Origin of the sequence: Micromonospora pallida, from assembly GCF_900090325.1 — a bacterium.
Taxonomy (GTDB): Bacteria; Actinomycetota; Actinomycetes; order Mycobacteriales; family Micromonosporaceae; genus Micromonospora; species Micromonospora pallida.
Genome location: NZ_FMHW01000002.1, coordinates 2,917,201 through 2,943,195 on the forward strand (window position 1 = coordinate 2,917,201; position 25,995 = coordinate 2,943,195).

The following is a 25,995-nucleotide window of genomic DNA, read 5'->3' on the forward strand; positions in this document are numbered from 1 at the left end:
TCAGCTCCCCTTCTGCGGTACGAGCTGGAAGTACATCGCGGTGACCACGAAGTTCAGCGCGAAGAGCAGCATGAAGGTGAGGACGACGCTCTGGTTGACGGCGTCGCCGACGCCCTTCGGGCCACCGCGCGCGTTCATCCCCTTGTAGCAGGCAACCAGCGCGGCGGCGGCGCCGAACAACACCGCCTTGACCTCGCCGACGAGCAGGTCAGGCAGTTGCCCGAGAGCTTGGAAGCTGGCCAGGTACGCCCCGGGCGTACCGCCCTGCATGACGACGTTGAACAGGTAGCCGCCGCTCACGCCGACCACGCTGACCAGGCCGTTGAGCAGGACGGCGACCAGCATCGAGGCGAGCACCCGGGGCACCACGAGACGCTGGATCGGGTCGATGCCCAGGACCTGCATGGCGTCCAGTTCCTCGCGGATCTTCCGGGAGCCGAGGTCGGCGCAGATCGCCGAGCCGCCCGCCCCGGCGATGATCAACGCGGTGACGATCGGCCCCGCCTCGCGGACCACCGCGAGCACCGACGCGGCCCCGGTGAACGACTGCGCGCCGAGCTGCCGGACCAGCGAGCCGAGTTGCAGCGCGATGACCGCGCCGAAGGGGATGGAGACGAGCGCGGCCGGCAGGATCGACACCGAGCTGATGAACCAGGCCTGCTGGACGAACTCGCGTACCTGCACCGGGCGGCGGAACAGGCCGCGCAACGCGTCCAGGCAGAACGCGAAGAACTCGCCGGCGCTGCGGACGACGACGACCGGCCAGCTCATCGCTCCACCTCGGACCACCCGGAGTGCGCCCACCCCGGCTCCTCGGCAAACGAATCGTGGTCGGTGTGTGCACCGTGGTCGGGGTGGCCGTCGAACGAGCCCGGGGGCGGGGTGACGCCGTTCTCCCGGCACCACTGGCCCGGTGGCCGCTCGGCGGGGCGGGGCTGCCCGTTCGAGGGCGGCAGTTGCGGCGGGATGGGCGGCAGCGGCGGCAGTTCCACCCCGGCGTCCGCCTCGGCCCGCAGCTCGTCGGCGTCCTTCTCCTCGGCCATCCCGATCGGGCCGATGCGCTGGGCGTTGAGGAACTGCCGCACCACCGGCTCGGTGCTGGACAGCAGCATCTCCCGGGGCCCGAACATGGCCAGCCGCCCGTGGTAGATCAACCCGATGTTGTCGGGCACCGTGCGGGCGGTGTTGATGTCGTGCGTGACGATCAGGAACGTCGCGCCGGTCTGCTGGTTGAGGTCGATGATGAGCTGGTTCAGGTACGCGGTGCGCACCGGGTCCAGCCCGGAGTCCGGCTCGTCGAACAGGATGATCTGCGGGTCGAGTACGAGCGCGCGGGCCAGGCCGGCCCGCTTGCGCATCCCGCCGGAGATCTCGCCGGGAAGTTTCTTCTCCGCCCCGGTCAGGCCGACCATCTCGAGCTTCTCGGCGACCACCCGCCGGACCTGGGACTCGGACTTGCGGGTGTGTTCCCGCAGTGGGAAGGCCACGTTGTCGTAGATGTTCATCGAGCCGAACAGGGCGCCGTCCTGGAACAGCACACCGAACAGCTTGCGGACCTCGTACAGGGCGCGCTCGGAGAGCCGGGGCAGGTCCTTGCCCTCGATCCAGATCGAGCCACGGTCGGGGCGCAGCAGCCCCACCAGGGTCTTGAGGAACACCGACTTGCCGGTGCCGGACGGGCCCAGCAGCACCGAGATCTCCCCAGCCGGCAGGGTCAGCGTGACATCGGACCAGACCGGCTGGCCACCGAAGGACTTGGTCAGCCCCTGTACGGCCACCTCGACGCCCATCCGCCCCTCCTCTCTCCACCTGAGACATCGCGGCGGCCGGCGGACGCGTAACAGACTTTCTTTCCGGTACGACCCCGGCACTGACGGTGAACTATGCAAATGGCCGCCGAAATCGATAACGTGCGGGCAACCGGCCGGCATTGAAGGTGTCTCACATTCCATGACCACAACGATCGAGCCAGAGCTCGTCCGTCGGGCCGCCGGAGGCGACCGAGCGGCGATGGGCGACCTGCTCACCGATCTGCATCCCCGGGTGGTGCGCTACTGCCGGGCCCGACTGGGCCGCATCGGCGGGGCGTACACCACCGCCGACGACGTCGCCCAGGAGGTGTGCCTGGCGGTGTTGCGGGCCCTACCCCGCTACAAGGAGCAGGGGAAACCCTTCTCGGCGTTCGTCTTCGCCATCGCCGCGAACAAGGTGGTCGACGCCCAGCGCGTCGCGGTGCGCGCCACGGCCGTCACGGTGACCGACACCATGCCGGAACGCCCGGACACCACACCCGGACCGGAGCAGCAGGCCATCGCCGTCGACCTGGCCCGCCAGATCTCGGTGTTGCTGGACCGACTGCCCGACGTCCAGCGGGAGATCGTCACCCTCCGGGTGGCGGTCGGCCTCACCGCGGAGGAGGTCGGGACGATCCTCGGCATGTCGGCGGCGGCCGTACGAGTGGCCCAGTCCCGGGCTCTCGCCCGGCTCCGTACGCTTGCCGGCGGACAGTTCAACGAGGTGGCAGCGTGACGGAGCACAAGACGGACGGCGGGGAGCAACCGGACCTGGCGACGGTGTCCCGCGACGACCTGTTCCTCGACTCGCTCGGCCGGGGCGAGGAGCCCACCGACGGCGACGACCTGGCGGCGATGCTGGCCTCCTGGCGCGTCGACGTGCTCGTCGACGAGGCGACCCTCGACGTCACCGGCCTCATCGACCAGCTCACCGCAGACACCGACGACCTCACCGCAGACACCGTCAACGACGGAACCGACCCGGTACACGACGCGGTGCGACCCGCCGGCCCGGTGCGCGACGTGAAGCGACCGGGCCCGGTGCGGGACGCCGGACGACCGGCTGGCCGGGCCCGGTCCGCCTGGTCGCGCCGGCTCGGGCGGCCAGCCGTACGGCTGGCCGCGGCGGCGTCCACCGTCCTGGTGCTGGCCACGGGGCTCGGGCTGGCCAGCCGGGAGTCCGGCCCGACCAGTCCCCTGTGGTCGCTGACCAAGGTGCTCTACCCGGAGCAGGCCGAGGCGCGCGGCGTCGAGCACACCATCGAACGCCTCCGCACGGCTGTCGCGGCGGGTCGGTTCGACACGGCCCGGGAACTGGCGGAACAGGCGGCGCGGGAACTGGGCCGGGTCACCGATCCCGGCACCGCCGCCCGGCTTCGCGCCGAGCTGGACGCCGTACTGCGCGACCTCGCCGCCGCCACCTCGACGCCGTCGTCGTCGCCGCCCGGCCTCGCGCCGCCGGCGCCGGCGCCCACGACGACCGGCAGATCCGCCGACCCGAGCCGCGCTCCGGATTCGGGCCCGACCACACCGGCCCCGCGGCCGTCGGGCGCACCGACCCCGTCGCCCTCGGCGACGTCACAGCCGGGCCTGCTGCCGTCGCTCCCCGGCCTGCCGCTGCCCTCGCTACCCCTGCCGCTGCCGTCGCTCCCCGGGCTGCCCCTGTCGGACGGGGACGCGCTCGGCTGAACGCCGACCCCGTACGGTAGCCCGCTGGCCGGGTCTCCCGCCGGACCGGGCGTCAGCCCCGGGCCGGTGGGAAGCCCCGGCCCGGTGCGCTGCCGCCCCGGTCCGGCACGATGCTCCGTAACCTCGCCAGCAGCTCGCTGCGGCTCGCGCAGTTCAACCGGGAGCGCATCCGGGCGACATGGTGCTCGACCGTCTTCGCGGAGATGAAGAGCTGGTCGCCGATCTGCTTGTAGGTCAGACCGGCGAGCACCAGTTCCGCCACCTCCTGCTCACGCCCGCTGAGCCGGTCCACGTCGGCCGGGCCGAACGCGTCCGCGCCGACGCCCCTGCCCGAGGCCGCGTCGGTGGCCCCCGCCGGGCGCCCGTGCAGCATCCGCGCGCACTCCAGCAGCGCCGTCATCGCCCGCCGGTCGGCCGTCCGGATCGCGGCCTGCCCGGCGAGTCGGGCCGCGTCCCAGCCGAGCCCGACGCCGTGCAGCCCCTGGGCGGCGGCCTCCACCCGGGCCTGGTCGACGACACCACGGAGCACCTCGACCCAGCTGTGCGCGGCGACCGACACGGCTGCGGCGTACCGGCTCTGGTCGGCCATCCGGGCCAGCGCGGCGACGTGGTCGTCGGCGGTCGCCGACTCCTCGGTGAGGATCGCGGCGTGCAGTCCGCTCCAGTGCAGCGGCACGGTCCACAGCGCCGGGTTCCCGAGCCGGTCCAGCAGCAGGTACGCCTCGGACAGGTACGGGCTGAGCCGTTCCAGGTCGCCGAGTCGCGCCGCCGCGATGGCGAACTCACCCAGCGGCAGCAGCGTGAACAGGTCGACGGCGTGCCGGACGATCGCCTCGACGGCGCGTTCCCAGCTTCGGCGCAGCGCCGGCAGGTCGCTCTCCCGGCGCGCGATGCCCACCTCGAGAGCGGTCGCGAACAGCAGGTCCCGCGACTCCATCGGCCCACCGTGGGCGGCCGTGGCCAGGGACTCGGCGGCCGCGGCCGTCCGGCCGCGCACCATCAGGATCCAGGCCTGCAACAGCCGGTGCCGCCGGGCCAGCAGGGGCCCGCCGGTCCGGTGCGCCATGGCCCGGTCGAGCACCCGCTCGCCGATGTCCAGCTCGCCACTCTGCGCCGCCACCAGCGCGGCGAGGGCGGCGGGGCTGTCCGGCAGCAGCACCGCCCGGCCGGTCGGTTCCAGCAGGGCGGACGCCTGCACGAAGGTGGCGAGGGCGTTGGCCGGGTTGGTGAGGCTCTCCCGGGTTCCCTCGGCCATCAACGACGTGGCGCTGGCGAGCAGGGTGGGCGGGCCGTCCGGCGGTGGGGTCGCCGCGTCGGGCTGCCCGGTCCCGATCGCGCCGATCGCCGCGAACGCCATCGACGAGGCGGAACCGGACCAGCGGTACAGCTCCACGGCCCGGCCGAGGTGCCCCCGGTGCACCAGGGCGGTGGCCGCCACGGCGGCTGCCTCGGCCCGGACCGCCGGGTCGGCCGGGTCGGCGACCAACCGGTCCGCCAGCCGGAGGGCGGAGTCGAGGTCACCGGCGAGCGCGGCGGCCCGCGCCTGCCGGCCCGCCGCCGGGCGCCCGGCGGCAGCGGCGACGGCGAGCAGCTCGGCGGCCAGGCCGGGGTCGTCCGACAGGGCTTCCTCGGCGGCCGCTTCCGCCGCCCCGGCCGGGCAGCCGCTGGTCACGCCGGCCCGGTGCAGCGCGCGCACCAGCGGCAGCAGCGGTCCGCCGCGCGCCAGTTGCAGCTCGGTCAGGCGCAGCCAGATCTCGCCGCGCTCGGCGGTGGGGCTGAGCGCGGCGACCGCGCGACGCACCAGCGGCGCGAGCCGGTCGTCCGGGCCGAGCAGTCCGGCTGCCTTCGCCGTGGCCGACAACTCGTCGATGCGGTCCGCGGCGCCGTCCAGCAGGACGCCGAGCAGGTCGGCCGGGAGGGGCACACCCGCCGCCAAGGCCAGCAGCAGTTGCCGTACGCCGGAATCCAGGTCCGCCAGCTCCGGGCCGAACCCCAGTACGGCCGCCTCGGGCACCTCCAGCCGTCCGGGGTCGTCCGGCGGGGCGGTGACCTGCTCGCGCAGGGCGCGCACCAGACGGTCCACGTCGCGCGGCACCCCACCGGTCTGCGCCTGCACGAAGTCCGCCAACGTCGACGGTTGCCGCAGTTCGGGGACGCCGGCGAGGTAGGCGGTGGTCTGCTGCCGGGTGAACGGACACAGCGGCAGCGACCGTCCGTCCCGGCCCAGCGCGTCGGACAACTCGACCAGGCTCGCCGGGCGGGGCCAGGGCCGGTAGGCCACCACCATCCGGCAGCCCTCCGCGCCGACCAGGGCACGCAGTTCGCGCAGTCGGGCCGGATTGAGCGCCTGCGCGTCGTCGACGAGCAGCACGCTGTCCTGGTCGAGTGAGATGGTGTCCGGTCCGACCGGCAGCACGCTCGCGCCGGCGTCCCGGTAGGCCCGGGCCACCTCCCGCAGCAGGGTGCTCTTGCCGTGGCCGCCGGGCCCGACCACGGTGGCCGCCAGCGGCGCGGCAGGGTCGGCGGCCACCGCGTCGAGCAGGGCCCGGCTCGGTCCGTCGAGCACGACGGGCAGCTCGCGTGGAGGGCGGAGGATGGCGGCGGTCATCGGCGGCGGTCCCGTCCCCGGCCGCGCAGGGCGGTCAGTCGGGAGGCGCTCGGCAGTTCCAGGGGCGCGATCCGCACGGGCGGGCGGGGCGGCGGTGCTGGCCGGTCGTTCTCGTGGCGCTGTGACATCCGCTCCGACCGCCGGGCCGGCTCGGGGCGGGCGGACCGGACGTCCCGGACGTCCCGGCCGCGTCCGTTCCGGGGCTCCGGCCGGTTCGGGCGCGGCGACACGATCTGGCCGGCGGCCAGGGCCGCGCCCACCGCCGAGGTGGTCTGCGGTTCGGCCTCCACCTCGACCGGTCGACCGAACCGGGCCGCCAGCAGCTCGGTGACCAGCGGGATCCGCGCACAGCCCCCGGTGAGCAGGACGCCGTCGAGGTCGGCGGGCGACCGGCCGGCGGCGTGCACCGCCTGGACGGTCAGCTCCACCGTGGCCTGCACGGCCGGTCGGATCAGCTCCTCGAACTGCGGCCGGGTCACCGGGACCCGGGCCGGCCCCTGGTGCAGTCGCAGCACCACGTCGGTCTCCGTCGCCACGGTCAGGTCGTGCCTGGCCTGGGCGCACCGGGCGGGCAGGTCGGCCGCCGCGAACCCGTCCCGCGACAGGCGGGTGGCGGCCTGCCGACCGAGTACGCCCCGGACGTGCTCGGCCAGCGCCTCGTCGAAGTCCGCGCCGCCGAGCCGGTCCGCGGTGGCCGGTAGGCCGGGCAGCTCGAAGCCGCCGTGCGCGGCCCGCTGCACCAGACCGGCCTCGAACCCGGCGCCACCCAGGCAGTACACGACCGCCGTGGCACCGGTGAACCCACGGGCGGCGTGTCCCTCGGCGGCGGTGATCGGCTGGGGCAGCAGGGTCACGTCGGTCAGGCCCATCTCCCACAGCGCCCGGTGCAGCAGGTCCCGACGGTACGGTCCCCAGCCGGCCGGATGGCTGAGCACGACGGTCTCCGGGCGCTCCTGTTCCCGCCTGGTCACCCGCTCGACCACCCACAGGACCAGCACCGCGACGAGCGCCTGCGCCGGGCACGCCTCACCGCCCACGATCAGCGGCACGTCGTCGCCGACCCGGCCGACGAAGTCCCGGGTCGTCCGGCCGTCGTCGGTGCCGAGCGGCGACACGGCCGGCTCGCCGACGGTGAACGAGCCGTCCGCCTCGACCCGCAGCACGGAGGGCACGGCCGCCGACTGCCCGTGCAACCACACCACCTCCGGCCGGGCCCAGTCGCCGCCCTGGCGCCGGGCGAGGGCGGCGACGGTGCTGGTGCGACCGAGGTCGATCCCGAGGACGTACGGCATGCGCTTCCACCTCCGCCGGGACGTGCCACGCCGGGGCGGACACGTCGGCATCGAACGACAACCCACCCTGGCTCTATCGCTCGGCATCCTCCGTTCGTATCAGGGCCCGTACATTATTGGCCCCCCACGTCCGACGGTCAGCCGCCCCTAATCCCCTAACGAACGACCCCCCAGTCCCTAGTGGCGGGGCCCGGTCGAACATGGGGCTCGTCCCCGATGTCCGGTTCGTGCGGTCGTCCCTACTGTCGCCATGGTCACCACAGACCGAAGCGACACCCTGAGGAGAACCACCGATGCCCGCCCAGACCCTGCACGACTTCGTGCTCGACCTGCTCACCAACCCCGACGCCCGGTCGGCGTTCGACCTGGACCCGGAGGGCGCGCTGCGCGAGGCCGGCCTTACCGACATCACGGCGACGGACGTGCAGGACGTGGTTCCGCTCGTGGTCGACTACGCGCCCGTCCAGGGGGTCACCTCGCTGGCGCCGCTGGGTGACCAGCTCGGCTCGGTCGTGCCGGTGACCGACCCGACCGACGTGATCGGACAGCTCCAGAACGTCACCCAGCAGGTCGCCGTCACCACGCCGGCGACGAACGTGGACGTCAACGCGGGCGTGCTCGGGGCGATCAGCGTCGACCCGGCCGGCCTCAGCGCCGGGGCGGAGCTGCCGTTCGGCCTCACCGTGGGCACTGGTCCGGCCGCCGTCGACGCGGACCTGTCGGCGACGTACGACGTGGTGAACACCCTCGACGCGGACCTCGTCGGCGGTCCGGCGGTCGACGACCTCGTCGACGACGTCACCAACCCGGTCCTCCCGCCGTCCGGCGGCACGCTCGACCCGGTCACCGGCCCCCTCGGCGGCGTGGACGGCCTGCTCGGCGGTGACCCGCTGGGCACCATCGGTGGGCTCGGTGGCCAGCTCGGCGGCGGCGGGCTCGCCCCGGACGTACCGGGCACGGTGGACAGTGTCACGGGCCAGGTCGGTGGCGTCACGGACCACGTGGGTGGGGTGGTCGACGGCGTCACCGGCACGGAGATCACCGGTGGCGTGAGCGGCGGCCTGGGTGGCAACCTGGGCGGCGTCGGCGGCGACCTGGGCGGCGGTGTCGAGATCAACGACGGCGCACCCGCCGGGGGTGGCCTGCTGGGTCTCACCGACGGGCTGCTCTGAGAGGGGGCCCAGCTACCGGGCCGGATCGCGCTCCGCGCGGTCCGGCCCGGTAGCGTTCGTATCCGGCTTCCTCTTGATAATTCCGCTGAAGTCCGCACACTTGGTGCGGTGATTGCGCCAATGTGGCTCGATGTGCTTGACGACATCGCCCGGACGTGTGCCGCCCACGACCGCGGCGACCTGCTCCACTGGCTGCGGCAGCGACGCGCCCAACTCCTCGACCCGACCCTGCGGGTCCTGGTCATCGGGGAGCCGAAGCAGGGCAAGAGTCAGCTCGTCAACGCCCTCGTCAACGCACCTGCCTGCCCGGTCGGCGACGGCCGCACCACCACGTTGCCGACCGTCGTCCAGCACGCCGAGGCCCCCACCGCCGCCCTGGTCCGTACGCCCCTGCCGGCGGCGGGCCGGCCCGCCGGCCCCGCCGCGCTGCCCGCCGCCCGGACCCCGATACCGATCGCCCAGGTCGCGGCCGAGATCGCTGGACGGGCACCCGGCCATCCCGCCACCGAGGCCCTGCACGTCGAGATCGGGCTGCCCCGAGGGCTGCTCGGCACCGGTCTGGTACTGGTCGACACGCCGGGCACCGACGAGGTGGACACGGTCCGGGGCGCCGTCGCGACGGCCGCGCTCGCCCGCGCCGACACGGTGCTGGTGGTCTCGGACTCGACCCGGGAACTCTCCGTCGGCGAGCTGAACCTCCTACTGCACGTCGTACGGTCGCATCCGAACGTGGCGGTCGTGCAGACCAAGACCGACCTGGTGGCGCACTGGCGGACGGTGGCGGACCGCAACCGGCAGCACCTCGCCAGCGCCGGCATCCCGGCGCCGCTGATCCCGGTCTCCGCGCTGCTGCGGCTGCGGGCCGCCGGCACCGACGACCGGGCACTCAACGCCGAGTCGGGCTTCCCCTCGCTGATCGCGCGGCTCGTCCGCGACCACCGGGACAAGTCCGACCGCCTCGCGCGTACGTCGGTGACGCTGGTCGCCCAGACGGTGATCGAGCAACTGGCCGCCCCGCTCCGCGCCGAGCTGTCCAGTCAGGACTCCCCCGAGCGGAGCGGTCCGATCGCCCGGCTGCACGCGGCGCAGCGCGAGGTCGACGAGCTGCGCCGGTGTACGACCCGGTGGCAGAACACGCTCTCCGACGAGATGGCGAGCCTGCTCTCCGACATCGAGTACGACCTGCGTGACCGGACCCGCACGATTCTGCGCGAGGTCGACGAGGCGTTCGACCGGGCCGATCCGCTGGTCGGCTGGGAGACCTTCCAGGAGTGGTTGGACGACACCCTCGTCGAGGCGGCCGAGGCGAACCACCAGTGGTTCGCCCAGCGGTGCGAGTGGGTCGCGGCGCAGGTGGCGGGTCACTTCACCCGGTACGGCTACGACCTCCCACCACAGTGGCCGGTGCCCGCCCCGGACGACGCCCTGGACCGGCTGCCGGTGCTGGAGCGCCCGACCACCGACCGCTTCACGGTCAGCCAGAAGGTGATCAGTGGCATGCGCGGCTCCTACGGTGGACTGCTGATGTTCGGCCTGGCGATGACGCTGGCCGGGATGCCGATGATCAACCCGGTGTCGATCGGGGCGGGCGTGGTCTTCGCGGGCAAGAGCATCCGGGACGAGGGCAAGACCCTGCTGCGTCGGCGCCAGGCGACGGTCAAGACGGCCGTCCAGCGGCATGTCGACGACTTCTTCATCCGGATGAGCAAGGACTACCGGGACACCGCCCGCCAGGTGCAACGGGTGGTCCGGGACCATTTCACCGGGCTCACCGAGGAACTCCAGGAGGCGATCGTCCACTCGTTCCGTAGCGCCAAGCAGGCGGCGGACGCCGACGCCGCCCTCCGCGAGCAGCGGCAGGTCGAGATCCAACAGCGGATGCGGCGGCTCGCCGCCCTCTACGAGCAGGCGCAGGGGCTCACCTCGGCCCGGCCGGTGTCGCTGGAGCCCCAGCCGTGAGCCCGGTCCCCCGCCTCGACGAGGCGGTCTACGAACTGTTGCGCGACGCCCTGGACCACTTCCGGGACGACCCCCGTACCGTCGGCCTGCTCCGGCACCAGCTCGACCGGCTGGAGGCGCCGCTGCACATCGCGATCGCCGGCGCCTGGCAGTCGGGCAAGTCGACCATGCTCAACGCGATCATGGGCGAGGAGGTCGCGCCGGTCGAGGTACCGGATGGCGGCTCCGTCTTCACCTGGTACGCGGACGCCCCGCACCCCCGCGCCACGGCGTACTCGTCGGACGGGCCGCCCCAGGAACTCGCCATCACCAGGTCGGCCACCGGAATGCACGTCGACCTCGTCGGATGGCGTCCGGGCGAGGTCAACGACATCATGGTGCAGTGGCCGACCCGCGCGCTACGCCAGGCCACCCTGATCGACACGCCCCCGGTCACTCCTCCCGGCCCGGAGGGCCGGACCCCGGTCGTCGACCGGATCCTGCGGGACGCGGACGCGGTGCTGTACCTGACCCGGGACGGACGCGACAGCGACCTGCAGAGCCTCCAGGCCACCCGGACGAGCATGGTGGACCAGGCCACGCCGATCCACGTACTCCTGGTGCTCTCCCGGGCCGACGAACTCAACGGCGGCCGCGTCGACGCGCTGGTGACCGCCCGCCAGCTCGCCCGCCGGCTCCGCCGGGACCCGCGGATCGACGCGCTCTGCGTCAACGTGGTCGCGCTGAGCGGCCTGGTCGGCCTGGCCGGCCGGGTGATGGGCGAGGCCGACTTCGCCGCCCTGGCGACGCTGGCCGCCACGCCCCGCGCGGAACTGGAGCAGGCGCTGCTCTCGGCGGACCGGTTCCTCGCCGGCACGCCCCAGACGGGGCTCGACGCCGGGACCCGCGCGGCGCTGCTGGACCGGTTCGGGATCTTCGGGATACGGCTGGCCACCAGCCTGATCCGCACCGGTCACGACAGCCGGGTCCGGCTCTCCGGCGAGTTGATCCGCCGCAGCGGTTTCACCGAGCTGCGGGAAGCCGTCAGCCGGTGCTTCGTCGACCGGTGCGACGTGCTGAAGGCGCGCTCCGCGCTGGCGGCCCTGGAGCCCCTGCTGCGGGCCCAGCCCCGACCCGGCACCGGCGGGCTGCTCGCCCGGATCGAGCACCTGCTGGCCAGCACGCACGACTTCCGGGAGCTGCGACTGCTGGCATCGCTGCAGGCCGGCACCGCCGAGGTCGACGCCGACCTCCTCCCGGAGGCCCAGCGCCTGCTGGGCGGCAACGGCACGGTCCTGGCCGCGCGGCTGGGTGTCGAGCACGGCACCGCACCGGACCGGTTGTGGCGCCTGGCCTTCGAGGCGCTGCGCCAGTGGCAGGGCCGGGCCGACGACCCGCGGCTGCCCCTGCCACGGCGACGGGCGGCGCGGGTGGTGGTGCGCAGCTGCGAGGGGATGGTGGCCACGCTGAACGCCCACTGAACCCTGCGGGGAAATCACCGGACCGATTGACTATCGATAGGATGCAAGCGATAGTCGATGCATGTTGGCCGAGCATCGAGCGGTAGCCCCGCTCAGAGTCTTCCTCCTGCTGCTGTTCGGGATCCTGGTCGTGCTCCAGACCTTCTCCCTGCCCGGACAGTTCGCGCACCTGGCCCGGGAGTCCCCGGAGCTCGCCCACCTCCGGTGGCCGATGACCGCCATCTCGGTGTTCTGGGTGCTGTGTGTCCAGGTGGTGATCGTGTGCACCTGGAAGCTGCTCACCCTGGTCAGGAACGACCGCATCTTCAGCGACGCGTCCCTGGTCTGGGTGGACGCCATCGTGTGGGCGATCGTCGCCGCCTGGGCGGTGCTGCTGGGCGTGTTCCTCTACGTCGGCGTCCACGCGTCCGACCCGGGACTGCCGCTCCTGCTGTTCCTGTTGCTGGTGGGCGTCGCCGCGCTGGGACTCCTGATGATCGTGATGCGCGCGCTACTGCGGCAGGCCACGACGCTGCGGACCGACATGGAAGCGGTGATCTGATGCCCATCGTCGTCCGCATCGACGTCGAGCTGGCCAAACGCAAGATGAGCGTCGGCGAGTTCGCCGAACGCGTCGGGCTCACGCCGGCGAACGTGGCGGTGCTGAAGAACGGCCGCGCCAAGGCGGTCCGGTTCAGCACCCTGGAGGCCATGTGCCGGGTGCTCGACTGTCAGCCCGGTGACCTGCTCGAATGGGTCGACGAGTGACCCTGACCACCACCGAACGCTCGATCGACGCCCGCGCCCACGCGATCCTGGCCCGGCTCCCCCGGCACGGGCCAGCCGCCTGGCTGACCGAGTTCGTGGCGTTCGGGCTGAAACAGGCGTGGGCGTGCGTCTTCGGCGGGGCGATGCTGGCGGTCATCTTCGCGGCGCACCTGGCGTACCCGGACGACGCCGTGCTCGCCCGCAACGACTTCCTGACCCTCACCGCGGTGGCCATCCAGATCGCGATGGTGGCCGGGCGGCTGGAAACCCTCCGTGAGCTGCGGGTGGTGATCCTGTTCCACGTGGTCGGCACGGTGATGGAGGTGTTCAAGACCCACGTCGGATCGTGGACCTACGAGCCGGACGGCGTGCTGCGGATCGGTGCCGTGCCCCTGTTCAGCGGCTTCATGTACGCGGCGGTCGGCTCGTACATGGTCCGGGTCAACCGGCTGTTCGACCTGCGCTTCGCCCGCTACCCGAAACGCTGGGTCACGGCTGTCCTGGCCGCCGCGATCTATGTCAACTTCTTCACCAACCACTACGTTTACGACATCCGCTGGCTGCTCGTCGCCATCGTCGCGCTGGTGTTCGGCCGCTGTGTCATGCAGTTCCGCATCCTCCGGTTCCGGTGGCGCATGCCGCTGCTGCTCGCCTTCCTCCTCGTCGCCTTCTTCATCTGGCTCGCGGAGAACATCGCCACCTGGTCGAACGCCTGGCTCTACCCCAGCCAGGTGGGCGGTTGGCACCTCGTCTCGCCGGCGAAGCTCGCGTCGTGGTTCCTTCTCATGATCATCTCGGTCGTGCTGGTCACCTGGATCTCGCCGCCCCAGCCGCCCGACGACCCACCGCCGGCCGCAGAACCGGACGCCGCCGTGGTCGGTGCCACCCGGCCCGAGGGGCCGAGCGGGCCGTAGCCGGGGAACCCGTACGCTGGGTCACGATGACCCGCAGGATCCTGGGCTTGCCATTACGCAGCGTCGTCTTCGACCTGGCCGTCGTCGGCGCGGTGGCGCTCCTCGCGCTCGCCGCCGCGACCACGCAGGCCGGCGGCTGGGCGGCGGCCGTCGTCGGCCTGGTGATGGCGGCGGCCCTGGTGTGGCGGCGGCGCCGGCCGGTGGCGGTCACCGTCGTGGTGGCGGCGCTGGCGATCACCCAGGTCGCGTTCGGCTGGGGCGCGCTGCCGTACGACCTGGCGGTGCTGGTCGCCCTGTACAGCGTGGTCAAGTACGCCGAACAGCTGCGCGCCGGGATCGTCGCCGGAGTCGTCGCCGCGATCGGGGTGGTCCTCGCCGCCGTGCAGACCCCGTCGCAGGTCGAGTGGTACTTCCCGGCCATCTACTACGGGCTGGTGACCGGGGCGGTGTGGCTGGCGGCGCTGAACGTGCGCACCCGCCGGCTGTACGTGCTCAGCCTGGAGGAGCGGGCGGCGACCCTGGAGCGGGAACGGGAGGCTGAGGCGCGGGCAGCGGTGGCCGAGGAACGCACCCGGATCGCCCGTGAGCTGCACGACGTGGTGGCGCACAGCATGGCCGTCATGATCGTCCAGGCGGACGGGGCCCGGTACATGATCGACCAGAGTCCGGAGACCGCCCGCAACGCCGTCCGGATCGTGGCGGACACCGGCCGGCAGGCCCTCGATGACATGCGCCGCCTGGTGGGCGTCCTGCGCGAGCCGAGCCCGGCCGAGCCCGGACCCGGCGATCCAGCCAATCCGGACGCCGGGACCTTGGTCGACCGCGCGGATGGCACCGGCGAGCGTGCCGCCGGGGGCGCCCCGCCACCGACTGCGGGACTGGTCGCCGAGCCGGTGCACCGGCGGCCCTCGGTGGGCGAACTGCCCGCCCTGCTGGACCGGTTCCGCGCCGCCGGGCTGCGCGTGCGGTACACCGTCGACGGCCCGCCCGGAACGCTGCCGCAGGCCCTGGATCTGACCGTGTACCGGCTGGTGCAGGAGGCGCTGACCAACACGCTCAAGCACGCCGGCGTCGGTGCCGTCGTCGAGGTCACCCTGGAACACGTCGCCGACGCCGTCGTGCTCGGCGTGGTCGACGACGGGCAGGGCCGTCCGGCGGTCACCCCGGCGCCATCCGGCGGGCACGGCCTGGTCGGCATGCGCGAGCGGGTGTCGGTGTACGACGGCAGCCTGATCGCCGGGCCCCGGCTGGCCGGCGGGTGGCAGGTACGGGCGCGGCTGCCACTGCCGTCGGCCCCCACGACGGAGGTGATCGCGGCGTGACGGTCCGGGTGGTGATCGTGGACGACCAGGCGCTGGTCCGCGCCGGGTTCCGGATGGTGCTGGGCTCCCAGCCCGACCTGGCGGTGGTCGGCGAGGCGATCGACGGTGCGGACGCGCTGCGGGTGCTGTCCCGGGTCGAGGCGGACGTGGTGGTGATGGACATCCGGATGCCGACCATGGACGGGGTGGAGGCCACCCGGCGGCTCTGCGCCGACCGCCCGACCGGGTCGCCCCGGGTGCTGGTGTTGACGACCTTCGACACCGAGGCCGACGCGTTCGCCGCGCTGCGCGCCGGGGCCAGCGGCTTCCTGCTCAAGAACGTCCCGCCGGAGGAACTGCTCGCCGCGATCCGGGTGGTGGCCCGGGGCGACTCGGTGGTCGCCCCGTCGATCACCCGGCGGCTGCTCGACCGGTTCGCCGGGCAGCTCGGCACCGGCCCCACCGAGGACCCCCGGCTGGCCCAGCTCACCGAGCGGGAACGGGAGGTCCTGCTGTTGGTGGCGCAGGGCCTGTCCAACGCGGAGATCGCCGCCCGGGTGCACGTGGCCGAGGCGACGGTGAAGACGCACGTCGGCCGGATCCTGGCCAAGCTCCAGCTCCGCGACCGGGTGCAGGCGGTGGTGCTGGCGTACGAGAGTGGCCTGGTCACCCCCGGCGGCTGACCCGGCGTACGACCTGAGGCGTACGGGGCCGCGCGGCGTGGGCGACCCGGGGTGGACGGGAGTCGAGCGTACGGGTTGATCTCGGTGGACCGGTGCCGGCCATAGCGTCGGAGACGTCCGAGACCTTCCATCTGTACGGGGAGCAGCACGTGTCCGTCGCACCACCCGTCCACGCCGTCGCCGGGGTGGCCGTCACCGCCCGGGGCCTGACCAAGCGGTACGGCACCGGCCAGGCCGCCGTCGTCGCCCTCGACGGCGTCGACGTCGACTTCACCGCCGGCCGGTTCACCGCGATCATGGGGCCGTCCGGTTCCGGCAAGTCGACGCTGATGCACTGCCTGGCCGGCCTGGACCGGGCCACCGCCGGGTCGGTGCGCATCGGCGACGCCGAGCTGGCCCAGCTGGACGACCGTCGGCTCACCCTGCTGCGCCGGGACCGGGTCGGCTTCGTGTTCCAGAAGTTCAACCTGCTGCCGGCGCTCACCGCCGAGGAGAACATCGTGCTGCCGCTGGCCATCGCCGGCCGGCGCCCCGACCCGGCGTGGCTGCGGCAGGTGGTCGCGGCGGTCGGGTTGACCGAGCGGCTGCGGCACCGTCCGGCCGAGCTCTCCGGCGGCCAGCAGCAGCGGGTCGCGGTGGCCCGGGCCCTGGTCACGAAGCCGTGGGTGATCTTCGCCGACGAGCCCACCGGCAACCTGGACTCCCGGGCCAGCGCGGAGGTGCTGCGGCTGCTCCGCGAGGCGGTGGACACCCTCGGGCAGACGGTGGTGATGGTGACCCACGACCCGGTCGCCGCCGCCCATGCCGACCGGGTGGTCTTCCTCGCCGACGGCCGGCTGGTGCGGGAGTTGACCGCGCCGACCCCGGAACGGGTTCTCGACACGCTGGCCCACCTCGACCCGGCCACCGCCGGCGACGCGCGGGGGTGGTGACGTGTTCCGCCTGACCCTGCGCTCACTGCGCGCCGAGGCACTGCGGATGCTGCTCTCCGCGCTGGCCGTGGTGCTCGGCGTGGCCTTCGTCGCTGGCACGTTGATCTTCATCGACGGTATGCGCGCCGGCACGTACGAGCGGGCCGGCACCTTCGACCGGCACACCGACGTCGGCGTCTACGCCGAGCAGGACCCCATCCCGGCCGCCCTGGTCGACAAGGTGCGCGCGGTCGACGGGGTACGCGCCGCCGAGGGCGAACTGACCGGCACCGCCGGGGTGGTCGGCGCCGACGGCCGCCCGGTGCTCGGCTTCGGCTTCCTCGCCGCCGTCCCCACCACTCCGGCCCTCCAGTCGTACGACGTGGTGGCCGGTCGGCTGCCGGCCCGCCCCGGTGAGGTGGTGCTGGACGAGGGCACCGTGACCGAGGAGGGGTTCGCCCTCGGCACGCCGGTACGAATCGGCGGCGCCAGTGGGGCGGCCCGCCCGTACACGCTGGTCGGCACGGTCGACGTGGCCGACACGACCCGGGACGTCGGTGGGCCGTTCATCGGTCTGGTCGGCGTCGACGCGCTCGCCGTCAGCGGCGAGCGCGGGTACGGCCGGATCATGGTGGCGGCCGAACCGGGCGTGCCGGCCAGTGACCTGGCCGACCGGGTCGCCGAGGTGGCCGGCACCGGCAGCACGGTGCGCACCCGGGAGCAGATCCTCGACGCCGCCGTCACCGACGCGGTCCGCGACCTGCGCCAGTTCAACCTGGTGCTGCTGACCTTCGCCGGGGTGGCGGTGGTGGTGGCCGCGTTCGTCATCGCCAACACCTTCACCATCGTGCTCGCCCAGCGCACCCGCCGGACCGCGCTGCTGCGCCTGGTCGGCGCCACCCGGGGCCAGGTGTTCCGGGCCACCCTGCTGGAGTCGGCGCTGGTCGGGTTGGCCGCGTCGGCGCTCGGTGTGTTGGCCGGCGCCGGCCTGGCGGCGGGGATGACCGCGGTGCTGGCCGCGCTGGACGTGCCACTGGCCGGCACCCTCACGGTGACTGCGACGACGGTGCTGGGCTGTCTGCTCGCCGGGACCGTGCTCACCGTCGGTGCGGCCTGCGTGCCGGCCTGGCAGGGCACCCGGGTCGCCCCGGTGGCCGCGTTGACCGACGCCGCCGTGCAGGTGACCCGCCGCGCCGGGCGGGTACGCCTGACCGCCGGCGCGCTGGTCCTCGGTGCCGGGGTCGCCGCGCTGGTCGGGGCCGCCTCGGTCGGGCAGCTCCTGCTGGTCGCCCTCGGTGGCGTGCTGAGCTTCCTGGGCATCGTCCTGTTCGGTCCGGTGCTGGTACCGGCACTGGTCCGGGTCATCGGCGCCCCTGCCCGGCGGGTCTTCGGCACCACCGCCGCCCTGGCGGTGGCCAACGCGGTCCGCAATCCCCGGCGGGTGGCCGCCACGGCGACCGCCCTGGTCATCGGGATCGGTCTGGTGACGTCGTTCGTGGTCGGCGCGCAGAGCACCAAGACGGCCATCGAACGCAGCGTGGACGCCCAGGTCGGGGTGGACTTCCTGGTCACCGGGATCGGTGGGGACCTGCCCGCCGGAGTGGTCGACGAGCTGACCGGCCGCCCCGAGTTGGGGTTGGTGCACGAGCAGCGCAGCGAGGTGACCGACGGCGTCGAGTTCCGGGCCGCCCACCCCGCGCTGGTCGGCCGCACCCTGACCGGGGTGGACTCCGGGCGGGTCGACCGGCTTGGGCCGGGTCGGGTGCTGGTGCACCGCGAGCTGGCCCGGGAGCGGAGCTGGTCGACCGGCGACCGGGTCACCCTGGGCGGCCGGTCGTTCGAGGTGGCCGCCGTGGTCGCCGCCGACCCGTCCAACACAGACGGGCCGGTGCCGGCCGGGCACGTGGTCGAGGTGAGCGCCGCCGACTTCACCGGGTTGTTCCCCGCCGTCCGGGGCTACCTGGCCGAGGTCGATCCGGCCGACGGGGTGGCCGCGTCCGCCGCGCGGGACGCGGTCGAGTCGGTGCTGGCCCGGTACCCGACGGTGAACCTGATGGACCAGGCGGCGTACAAGCGGATGCTCACCGGCACGGTGGACATGCTGCTCGCGTTCGTGATCGCCCTGCTCGGGCTGGCCGTGGTGATCGCCCTGGTCGGGGTGGCCAACACGCTGAGCCTGTCGGTGGTGGAACGCACCCGGGAGAACGCGGTGCTACGGGCCGTGGGGCTGACCCGGGGCCGGATGCGCGCCATGCTCGCCGCCGAGGCGGTGCTCACCGCCCTGGTCGGCGCGGTGCTCGGGGTGGCCCTGGGCGTCGGGGTGAGCGCGGGGGCGATGGCCTTCCTCGCCGAACTGGGCGGCGAGTTCACCCTGGTGCTGCCGTGGGGGCAGCTCGGCGGCATCCTCGCCGTCGCGGTGCTGGCCGCGCTGGCCGCGTCCGTGCTGCCGGCCCGACGGGCGTTGTCCCGGCCGGTGGTGGAGGCGCTCGGCGTCGAGTGAGCACGCGGGGCGTCGGGGGCCGGGCGGCCTCCGACGCCCGCAAAGCCGATCGACCAGCCTTTCGAGCAGGGCGACCGCCGGCGCGCGTTGACTCAGTTGCCGATCCAGACCGAACGCTGCTTTTCCTGGTCGCGGGTGACGACGTCGGCCCTTCCCCAGCGTCCGGGGATGCCGTACAGGTCGATCTGGCCGATCCGATCGGGCAGGACGGGGTCGGAGGTCAGCCGCTCGCCGTCCGGTTCGAGGCCGAGCATCGTACGGAGGAACAGCAGGGGCGCCCCGGCCGACCAGGCCTGCGGACTGCACGCGGTCGGGTACTGGACCGGGTACCGGGTGAGTTCCCGGTCGTAGCCTGCGAACGCCTCTGGCAGGCGTCCCTGGAAGTAGCGTGACGCGTCCAGGATCGCCTTCGCGACGAGGTTCGCCTCCCGTCGGAAGCCGTAGCGGCACAACCCCCAGGCGATGATCGAGTTGTCGAACGGCCACACCGTGCCGACGTGGTAACCGATGGGGTTGTACCGTTCCGCGCTCCGGGCGAGGGTGCGGATCCCCCAACCGGAGAACAGGTCGGGGCCGAGGAGGTGCTCGACGACCCGGCCGGCCCGGTCCGGTTCGACGATGCCGCTCCACAGCAGGTGGCCGACGTTCGAGGAGAGCGCGTCGACCGGCCGGCCGTCGGGGTCGAGGGCAAGCGCGTAGTACTCGCCATCGCCGACCCAGAAGTCCCGGCTGAAGCGCCGTTTCAGGTCGTCCGCCTGCCGATCGAGTTCGTCGGCGTACGCCGGATCGTTCCAGAACTCTCGGGCGAGGCGGGCGGCGCGCCGCTTGGCGTCGTAGGCGTAACCCTGGATCTCGCAAATGGCTCGGGGGGTCTCCGGTATCCGCCCGTCACGGTAGGAGATGGAGTCCCAGGAGTCCTTCCAGCAGTGGTTGTCCAGGCCGTTGACGGTGTTCCGCCGTTCGTACCAGACGTAGCCGTTGCCCACCAGGTCGGCGTAGGTGTCCAGCCATTTCAGGGCCAACCGTGCCTCGAACTCGAAGTTTCGCACCATTCCGCTGTCGCCGGTTCTCCCGCTCGTAGCAGAAGTGCAGCAGGTCGTCCCGGATGTAGGTGTTCACCCGCCCGATCTTCGGCTTCACGTCCTTGATCTCGAAGAGGTCCGCGAAGTCGCAGGCGACCTCCAGCGAGACCGTCAGATCCGCCGGTTCTCTGCCGTGATTGAAGATCGTCAGGTTCTCGGCGAAACTGCCACCGAGCATGCGGTGCCGAATGACGGACAGTTTCGCGTCGATGTAGTGGGTGGGCGAACCGGGCACGAGAAAGAAGCGGGACTCGAAATACTGTAGGTCGTCCTTCGACAGCGCATTCAACGGCTCACCGTTGATGGTCAACCGCCAGGTCGAGAGAAAGCGGGTGTCGTACGAGAAGAATCCGGTCGGAAAGGTCTTCGAGGGGTGGATGTCGCCATTTCCGTCACTCACGACGAAATCGATGCCGTCCAGGCTGCTGACGTATCCGTTCATCCCGGCCCCCCGTCGGTGATGTTTATCCCGGGCGGGTCGTGCATGCGCGCCATCCCGGTGAGCATCTTCCGGAGGTGCGCCAGGCTGGTGACGTCGCCATCGTTGGTGATCTCGTTGCGCACCAGCGCCGCGAAGAGGTTCGCCCTACCGAGGACGAGCCGATCGAAGAACTGTCTACTGGTCCGCACCACAGCGTCCGCCGCACGGCACTCTTCCACCACCCGGATGCTCCCGCGATCGATGGACATGAACCAGTGGGTGGTCCGACCGTCGTCGTGTTCCAGATCGATCCGGAGGGTCGTCGTTATGTCGTCCGGAAGCATGACCGGGTGCTCCTGGCTCACGTGCCGGAAGAATTCGGCGGTGGGATCCGACGGCGGTTCTTCCTCGTCCGGCCACGCTCGCTCCTGCACGTTCGTCCCGCCGTCTCCGTGTGGCTCGACACCCGAGTCCCTGAGTTAGGCAGGCTGTACCGTCGGTAACCATCACCCTGAGGGGAAACGCAAGGTCCCGTGGCAACCGGCAGGACCTCCGCACCCCCGGGAACAGCACGAGGGCTCCTTCCCGTCCGGGAAGGAGCCCTCGTGCGTGTGTCACTTGGTCCTGTCGCGACTTGGCCCGGCCGTCACTCGGTCCTGTCGTGACTTGGTCTTATCGTGACTTGGTCTTATCGTGACTTGGCCCTGTCGTGACTCGGTGCTGTCGTCACTTGGTCCAGAGTTCGGCGACCAGGTCAGCGGCCTGCTTCTCCCACTGCGCGTAGTGGTCGGGGTACGCCGACACCTGCACCGTCTGCGCGGCCTCAGTGAGCGGCATGTCCTCCCAGCCGTCCACACCCTTCAACCCGTTCAAAAACGCGGTCGTCGCGTACTCCGGGTCGGTGATCTGCTCCACCGTGCCCCACCCACTCGACGGACGCTGCTGGAACAGACCCTGCGAGTCATGGTCGTTGCGGTCACCCAGATGACCCAGGTTCTCCAACTTCGACTCCTGCAAGCTCGTCGCGATCGCCACCACAGCGGCCCGCTCGTCCATCCCGGCCTTCTTCGTCGCCTCGACGATCGCCTTCGCGTTGTCCTTCTGCTCACCGTTCAGCGGAATCGCCGACTGCCCACCAGGCACACCGTTGGGCAGCAACTTGTCCATCGACACCTGCTTGCCACTGTCCGCCGACACCTGCTGCGTCGCCGCCACCGGCTTCGTCGTCACTGCCGGAGTCACGTCCTGCGACAGACCCGAACCAGCCGCCATACCCACCACAGCGGTCAGACCGGCAATGGACAGCACACCACGCTCGATAAGCTTGTTCATGATCAAAGCTCCGTTCGGGGGTCGACGCACCACAGCCGGCCATCTCGGCAGATACCGGACAAGCGCGTAAGCACCACACGTAAGGGCGCTCTGAGAAAGATCCAGGGGGATACTCACCGCACCAGACGAGGGGGATCGGGGGATCCGCCAGGCCCGCCACACAGGGGGCCACTGCATCGGCGCGGACAAGGTATAACGACCAACCGGCCGCCCCCATTCCCCGGGGGCCCGGCCCACCCGCCCACTCACCAGGGGCGGGGTCACAGCCGCACGGGGGATACAACCACCCCACCCCCGCCGCCATTCCCACCGGCCGCCCGCCCCGTCCGCCGCCGACCGGCCCCGTCCGCCGACGCGCCCGCCGGACGCCGGACCGTCCGCCGCCGGCCCGTCCCTCGGCCCGGCCCTCAATTTGCGGCATGTCGGGGTCTCCACGGCCCGGGTGACCCCAACTTGCCGCAACCGGAGTCGATCAAGCAGCCGGCCCCAGCTGATCGACTCCGTTTCGGCGAAATGGGGCTGCCAAGAACGCCAGACACCGCCGTTTCGGCGTAATGGAGTGGATCAAGCAGCCGGCCCGGCAACGGCTCCCGGCCGACACCCACCCTGACGCCACTGCCACAGCAACCGTCGCGCCTCGGCGGTGCCCAACAACTCCAGGCCCCGAACCGCCCCCACCGCCATTCCCCCCACCAGGCCGCCGCCTCGCTGGCAGGGTCGACCCAGGGGCCGTGGCAGACCAATAACGGGGACAGCGGTGACGTCCGCCCGGACGAGGCAGTCGCTGAGGTTGGTCTCGCGCCCGGATTTGGCGGTGTGTCCGTCACTCGGTGTGTTACGACTGCCTCAGGCAGCGGGGGGTCTGGTGGTCATGTGGAGACGTAGGGTTGCCGAGCCGCTGCCCGCGCAGGCTCACGCGACGCGAGTGACGTTCCTCGAGCTCTTCTTCGACCTGGTGTTCGTGTTCGCGTTGACGCGGATCGTCGCCCGGGCGTTCGAGGACCTTGTGGTCGAGCCGGGGGGCAGCATGTGGTCACGGGCGCTGCCTGGGGCCGGGAAGACCCTCCTGCTGCTGTTGGCCCTGTACGCGCTGTGGCAGGGCACCGCCTGGACGACCAGCCGCTACGACCCGGAGTCGAACGCCATCCAGGCGGTGGTCGCCGTCGCACTCGGGGCCGGGCTGGTGATGGGAGTGGCCGTTCCGCAGGCGTTCCACGGCTACGCCGAAGCGTTCGCGATGGCCTACGTCATCGGCCAGGTCGCCCGGCCCCTGGTGCTCCGGCTCTCGCTCCGCGAGCAGGGGCGACGACTGCTGAAATGGCGGATGTTGGTCACGTACGGCGTCATCGGCGCGTTGTGGATCGTCGGGGCGTTCGTCGACGGGCGTACGTTGATCACGCTGTGGGCGCTCGCGCTCGCGATCGAGTACGCGGCCGAACGGTACGGGTGGCCCGTACCCGGGCTGGGACGCTCCGCGACCGCCCGGTGGGACATCGCCGCGGAACACCTCGCCGAGCGGTACCAACAGTTCTTCCTCATCGCCCTGGGCGAGACGATCCTGGTGATCGGCGTGTCCTACAGCACCGGCCCCTTCAATCTGGAGCACACCCTCGCCTTCGCGACCGCCGCGATCACCTCGGCCCTGCTCTGGCGCGTCTACTACCACCGCGCCGGGCGGATCCTCCCCGAGGCCATCGCCCACTCGAACAAGCCGTCGGCCATCGGCAGGTCCGCCGCCACCACCCATCTCGTCATGATCATCGGAGTGGTGACCACCGCCCTCGGCTACGAGATCACCATCCAACACCCCGTCGGCCACGCCCCGGCGACCTGGATCGCACCCGTCCTGCTCGGTCCGGCTCTGTTCATCGCCGGGCGCGCCCGCTTCGAATACGAGGTCTTCGGCCGGGTCTCCCCAGCCCGCCTGGTGACCCTCGCGGCGCTCATCCTGCCCTACCCGCTGCTCACGTTCGCACCGCCCGTCGCCGCGTCGGGGCTCGCCGCCGCGGTGCTGCTCGCCGCCGCGGTGGCCGATGCCCGACGCGCACACGGCCGGCCACCGGAGCCCGCCAGACCACCCTTCTGATCCGGCTTCACGTCATACGTGCGCCCGCCATCCGGGACGCCGGACCGGGTCGACCCCACTCTCGCGTACGTCAATGTCGTGGACGAATCCCCGGCGCCCGACCCACCGACCGGGCCATCGACCGACGTTTCCCCCACCTGAACTCCGGAAACGGGACGGCCGCGACATCGGGCACCCAGAGCATGAAGGTTGCTGTCAGGTAACGCAGAGGTGTCCGGAGCATTTTTTCAAGGGAAACCGTTGGTAGGGTGCGGCGGTGCCTCCCCCTACGGTCGTCGAAGACGCCGGGACCACGGCGGCCGCGACCGCCGGCGCCCCCACGCCCGGCCGGCCACGTGGCGAGCGTGGCCTGTCCTGGTTGCTGCTCCTGCCATCGGTCGCGGTCTTCGCCCTGTTCATCTTCTGGCCGCTCGGACGGACCTTCTACCTGTCCACCCACGGCAATGACATCTTCGGCGCACCGAGCGCCTACGTCGGCTTCGCCCACTACACGGAAATGCTGTCCGGCGAATTCCTCGGGGTGCTCGGCACCACCGCGATGTTCACCCTGATCAGCGTCCTACCGGCGGTGCTCGGCGCGCTGGTGGTGGTGCTGCTGCTGGAGTCGCGCATCCGGGGCGTACGGGCGTTGCGCACCGCCTTCGCGCTGCCGTTCGCGTTCTCGGTGGCCACCGCCTCCGTGGTGTTCGCGGTGATCTACAACCCGGCCATCGGCATCGCCAACGGGATGCTCGGCGCGGTCGGCGTCGACCGGGTCAACTGGCTCACCGACCCCTCCATCGCCCTGCCCGCCGTCGGCCTCGCCACGGTCTGGATGAACCTCGGGTACAACGTGCTGGTGCTCTCCGCCGGCGTGGCGGCCATCCCGCAGGAGGTCGTCGAGGCGGCCCGGCTCGACGGCGCGACCGGCTGGCGGCTCGCCACCAGCGTCACCATCCCGCTGCTCTCCCCGCAACTGTTCTTCCTCGTCGTGGTCTCCACGATCCACGCGCTGCAGAGCTTCGGCCAGATCCACATCCTCACCAAGGGCGGGCCGGACGACGCCACCACCACCCTGGTCTACTCCATCTACGAGGAGGCGTTCGCGTTCGGCTCCGCCGACTTCGGTGCGGCGAGCGCCCAGGCGGTCGTGCTGCTGCTGATCATGCTGATCTGCACGGCCATCCAGTTCGGCGTCCTGGAACGGCGGGTGCACTACCGATGAGCCGACGTATTTCGCCCGGCCGGATCGCCGTCTACGTCGTCCTCGGACTGGCGCTCGTCCCGGTGCTGTTCCCGGTCTACTACGCGTTCGCCGGTGCCGTGATGGGCCCCGGCGACCTGGCCACCTATCCCCCGGCGCTGGTGCCGCACGCCCTGCACTGGCAGAACTTCGGCGACGTGTTCGACGCCGTGCCCCTGGGCCGGTTCTACGTCAACTCCGCCGTGCAGGCCGGCGTGATCACCCTCGCCCAGGTGGTGACCAGCATCCTCGCCGCGTACGCCTTCGCGTTCCTGCGGATGCCGGCGAAGGCGGCGACCTTCGCGCTCTTCCTGGCCACGCTGATGGTCCCGTGGGAGAGCATCATCATCCCCAACTACCTGGCCATCTCGGACTGGGGACTGGCCCGTGGTGGGCTGACCTACCTCGGCCTGGTGCTGCCGTTCCTCGCCTCGGCATTCGGCACCTTCCTGCTGCGCCAGGCGTTCCTCCAGTTCCCCGGCGAACTGCGCGACGCGGCCGTGATCGACGGTTGCGGGCACTGGCGGCTGCTCTGGCGGGTGGTGGTGCCGCTGTCCAAGCCGTCCATCGCGGCGGTCGGGGTGTACGTCTTCCTCTCCGCATGGAACCAGTACTTCTGGCCACTGATCCTCATCCGGGATCCCGAGTACCAGACCCTCCAGATCGGGATCTCCCAGCTCAACGATGCTGAGGCGGCCCAGCCGGGGTTGATCCTGGCCGGCGTCGCGCTCTCCCTGCTCCCCACCCTGGCCGTCGTGATCTTCGGCCAGCGGTACATCGTCCGTGGTCTCACCGCGGGCGCACTGCGTTGAACCCCCACCGA

At 72.2% G+C, this 25,995-nt stretch carries 21 protein-coding genes and 1 pseudogene; 15 read left to right on the top strand and 7 right to left on the bottom strand.

Annotated features, from left to right (window positions below):
- Together GA0074692_RS11680 and GA0074692_RS11685 are read right to left on the bottom strand one after the other, a co-directional pair.
- Positions 1 to 771 carry an MlaE family ABC transporter permease gene (locus tag GA0074692_RS11680; RefSeq protein ID WP_091643228.1) on the bottom strand — a complete coding sequence of 257 codons (771 nt, stop codon included), beginning with the start codon at positions 769 to 771 and terminating at the stop codon, positions 1 to 3.
- A complete protein-coding gene (locus GA0074692_RS11685; protein ID WP_091643231.1) occupies positions 768 to 1,790 on the bottom strand; it encodes an ABC transporter ATP-binding protein in 1,023 nt (340 codons plus the stop codon). The genes GA0074692_RS11680 and GA0074692_RS11685 overlap by 4 nt, the downstream gene beginning before the upstream one ends.
- Positions 1,791 to 1,950: 160 nt before the next feature.
- On the opposite strand from GA0074692_RS11685, the gene shbA reads away from it, so the two are divergent.
- Positions 1,951 to 2,529, top strand: a complete 579-nt coding sequence (shbA, locus tag GA0074692_RS11690) for an RNA polymerase sigma factor ShbA (protein ID WP_091643234.1) — start codon at positions 1,951 to 1,953, stop codon at positions 2,527 to 2,529.
- Entirely contained in the window at positions 2,526 to 3,482 is a 957-nt protein-coding gene (locus GA0074692_RS11695; RefSeq protein WP_091643239.1) for an anti-sigma-D factor RsdA, read from the top strand. Before shbA ends, GA0074692_RS11695 begins: the two co-directional genes overlap by 4 nt.
- Positions 3,483 to 3,534: 52 nt before the next feature.
- On the opposite strand, the gene GA0074692_RS11700 is transcribed toward GA0074692_RS11695, so the two are convergent.
- Positions 3,535 to 6,090, bottom strand: a complete 2,556-nt coding sequence (locus tag GA0074692_RS11700) for a helix-turn-helix transcriptional regulator (RefSeq protein WP_091643243.1) — start codon at positions 6,088 to 6,090, stop codon at positions 3,535 to 3,537.
- Positions 6,087 to 7,382, bottom strand: a complete 1,296-nt coding sequence (locus tag GA0074692_RS11705) for an Hsp70 family protein (protein ID WP_176738414.1) — start codon at positions 7,380 to 7,382, stop codon at positions 6,087 to 6,089. The genes GA0074692_RS11700 and GA0074692_RS11705 overlap by 4 nt, the downstream gene beginning before the upstream one ends.
- A 293-nt stretch (positions 7,383 to 7,675) precedes the next feature.
- On the opposite strand from GA0074692_RS11705, the gene GA0074692_RS36490 reads away from it, so the two are divergent.
- The 10 genes from GA0074692_RS36490 to GA0074692_RS11755 all read left to right on the top strand — a co-directional run bounded on the left by GA0074692_RS36490 (position 7,676) and on the right by GA0074692_RS11755 (position 19,029).
- Positions 7,676 to 8,554, top strand: a complete 879-nt coding sequence (locus GA0074692_RS36490; protein WP_091643252.1) for an IniB N-terminal domain-containing protein — start codon at positions 7,676 to 7,678, stop codon at positions 8,552 to 8,554.
- Positions 8,555 to 8,662: 108 nt separating this feature from the next.
- The gene (locus GA0074692_RS11715) at positions 8,663 to 10,513 is read left to right on the top strand and encodes a dynamin family protein (protein ID WP_245730273.1); all 1,851 of its coding nucleotides are present in this window, start codon (positions 8,663 to 8,665) and stop codon (positions 10,511 to 10,513) included.
- Positions 10,510 to 11,973: a GTPase family protein gene (locus GA0074692_RS11720; protein ID WP_091643256.1), complete on the top strand. Its 1,464-nt coding sequence runs from the start codon at positions 10,510 to 10,512 to the stop codon at positions 11,971 to 11,973. The genes GA0074692_RS11715 and GA0074692_RS11720 overlap by 4 nt, the downstream gene beginning before the upstream one ends.
- A gap of 61 nt (positions 11,974 to 12,034) precedes the next feature.
- Positions 12,035 to 12,514 (top strand): DUF2975 domain-containing protein, encoded by a 480-nt coding sequence (locus GA0074692_RS11725; RefSeq protein WP_091643260.1) that lies wholly within the window; start codon positions 12,035 to 12,037, stop codon positions 12,512 to 12,514.
- Positions 12,514 to 12,720: a helix-turn-helix domain-containing protein gene (locus tag GA0074692_RS11730; protein WP_026874506.1), complete on the top strand. Its 207-nt coding sequence runs from the start codon at positions 12,514 to 12,516 to the stop codon at positions 12,718 to 12,720. The genes GA0074692_RS11725 and GA0074692_RS11730 overlap by 1 nt, the downstream gene beginning before the upstream one ends.
- On the top strand, positions 12,705 to 13,634 hold the full coding sequence (locus GA0074692_RS11735; RefSeq protein WP_091643264.1) for a DUF817 domain-containing protein: 930 nt from the start codon (positions 12,705 to 12,707) through the stop codon (positions 13,632 to 13,634). The genes GA0074692_RS11730 and GA0074692_RS11735 overlap by 16 nt, the downstream gene beginning before the upstream one ends.
- Before the next feature lie 26 nt (positions 13,635 to 13,660).
- Positions 13,661 to 14,956, top strand: coding sequence for a sensor histidine kinase (locus tag GA0074692_RS11740; RefSeq protein ID WP_091643268.1), 1,296 nt, complete (start codon positions 13,661 to 13,663; stop codon positions 14,954 to 14,956).
- Positions 14,953 to 15,618, top strand: a complete 666-nt coding sequence (locus tag GA0074692_RS11745; RefSeq protein WP_091643273.1) for a response regulator — start codon at positions 14,953 to 14,955, stop codon at positions 15,616 to 15,618. Before GA0074692_RS11740 ends, GA0074692_RS11745 begins: the two co-directional genes overlap by 4 nt.
- 149 nt (positions 15,619 to 15,767) lie before the next feature.
- Entirely contained in the window at positions 15,768 to 16,550 is a 783-nt protein-coding gene (locus GA0074692_RS11750; protein ID WP_091653312.1) for an ABC transporter ATP-binding protein, read from the top strand.
- A 1-nt stretch (position 16,551) separates the two neighbouring features.
- Positions 16,552 to 19,029 (top strand): ABC transporter permease, encoded by a 2,478-nt coding sequence (locus GA0074692_RS11755; protein ID WP_091643276.1) that lies wholly within the window; start codon positions 16,552 to 16,554, stop codon positions 19,027 to 19,029.
- A 92-nt stretch (positions 19,030 to 19,121) separates the two neighbouring features.
- Here GA0074692_RS11755 and GA0074692_RS11760 read toward each other — a convergent pair.
- The 3 genes and pseudogenes from GA0074692_RS11760 to GA0074692_RS11770 form a co-directional block, all read right to left on the bottom strand.
- Positions 19,122 to 20,553 (bottom strand): annotated as a pseudogene (locus GA0074692_RS11760) (amylo-alpha-1,6-glucosidase).
- Entirely contained in the window at positions 20,550 to 20,966 is a 417-nt protein-coding gene (locus GA0074692_RS11765) for an SCP2 sterol-binding domain-containing protein (RefSeq protein WP_091643280.1), read from the bottom strand. The pseudogene GA0074692_RS11760 and the gene GA0074692_RS11765 overlap by 4 nt, the downstream one beginning before the upstream one ends.
- A gap of 292 nt (positions 20,967 to 21,258) precedes the next feature.
- On the bottom strand, positions 21,259 to 21,864 hold the full coding sequence (locus tag GA0074692_RS11770) for a hypothetical protein (RefSeq protein WP_091643285.1): 606 nt from the start codon (positions 21,862 to 21,864) through the stop codon (positions 21,259 to 21,261).
- 925 nt (positions 21,865 to 22,789) lie between these two features.
- Here GA0074692_RS11770 and GA0074692_RS11775 point away from each other — a divergent pair.
- The 3 genes from GA0074692_RS11775 (at position 22,790) to GA0074692_RS11785 (ending at position 25,984) form a co-directional block, all read left to right on the top strand.
- Positions 22,790 to 23,950, top strand: a complete 1,161-nt coding sequence (locus GA0074692_RS11775) for a low temperature requirement protein A (protein ID WP_245730275.1) — start codon at positions 22,790 to 22,792, stop codon at positions 23,948 to 23,950.
- Positions 23,951 to 24,206: 256 nt separating this feature from the next.
- A complete protein-coding gene (locus GA0074692_RS11780; protein WP_218106633.1) occupies positions 24,207 to 25,154 on the top strand; it encodes a carbohydrate ABC transporter permease in 948 nt (315 codons plus the stop codon).
- Entirely contained in the window at positions 25,151 to 25,984 is an 834-nt protein-coding gene (locus GA0074692_RS11785) for a carbohydrate ABC transporter permease (protein WP_091643293.1), read from the top strand. Before GA0074692_RS11780 ends, GA0074692_RS11785 begins: the two co-directional genes overlap by 4 nt.
- Positions 25,985 to 25,995 lie beyond the last annotated feature (11 nt).

Coding starts and splice junctions, on each gene's coding strand:
- GA0074692_RS11680 (WP_091643228.1), bottom strand. CDS start 771: ATGAGCTGGCCGGTCGTCGTCGTCCGCAGCGCCGGCGAGTTCTTCGCG.
- GA0074692_RS11685 (WP_091643231.1), bottom strand. CDS start 1,790: ATGGGCGTCGAGGTGGCCGTACAGGGGCTGACCAAGTCCTTCGGTGGC.
- shbA (WP_091643234.1), top strand. CDS start 1,951: ATGACCACAACGATCGAGCCAGAGCTCGTCCGTCGGGCCGCCGGAGGC.
- GA0074692_RS11700 (WP_091643243.1), bottom strand. CDS start 6,090: ATGACCGCCGCCATCCTCCGCCCTCCACGCGAGCTGCCCGTCGTGCTC.
- GA0074692_RS11705 (WP_176738414.1), bottom strand. CDS start 7,382: ATGCCGTACGTCCTCGGGATCGACCTCGGTCGCACCAGCACCGTCGCC.
- GA0074692_RS36490 (WP_091643252.1), top strand. CDS start 7,676: ATGCCCGCCCAGACCCTGCACGACTTCGTGCTCGACCTGCTCACCAAC.
- GA0074692_RS11725 (WP_091643260.1), top strand. CDS start 12,035: ATGTTGGCCGAGCATCGAGCGGTAGCCCCGCTCAGAGTCTTCCTCCTG.
- GA0074692_RS11730 (WP_026874506.1), top strand. CDS start 12,514: ATGCCCATCGTCGTCCGCATCGACGTCGAGCTGGCCAAACGCAAGATG.
- GA0074692_RS11735 (WP_091643264.1), top strand. CDS start 12,705: ATGGGTCGACGAGTGACCCTGACCACCACCGAACGCTCGATCGACGCC.
- GA0074692_RS11740 (WP_091643268.1), top strand. CDS start 13,661: ATGACCCGCAGGATCCTGGGCTTGCCATTACGCAGCGTCGTCTTCGAC.
- GA0074692_RS11770 (WP_091643285.1), bottom strand. CDS start 21,864: ATGAACAAGCTTATCGAGCGTGGTGTGCTGTCCATTGCCGGTCTGACC.
- GA0074692_RS11785 (WP_091643293.1), top strand. CDS start 25,151: ATGAGCCGACGTATTTCGCCCGGCCGGATCGCCGTCTACGTCGTCCTC.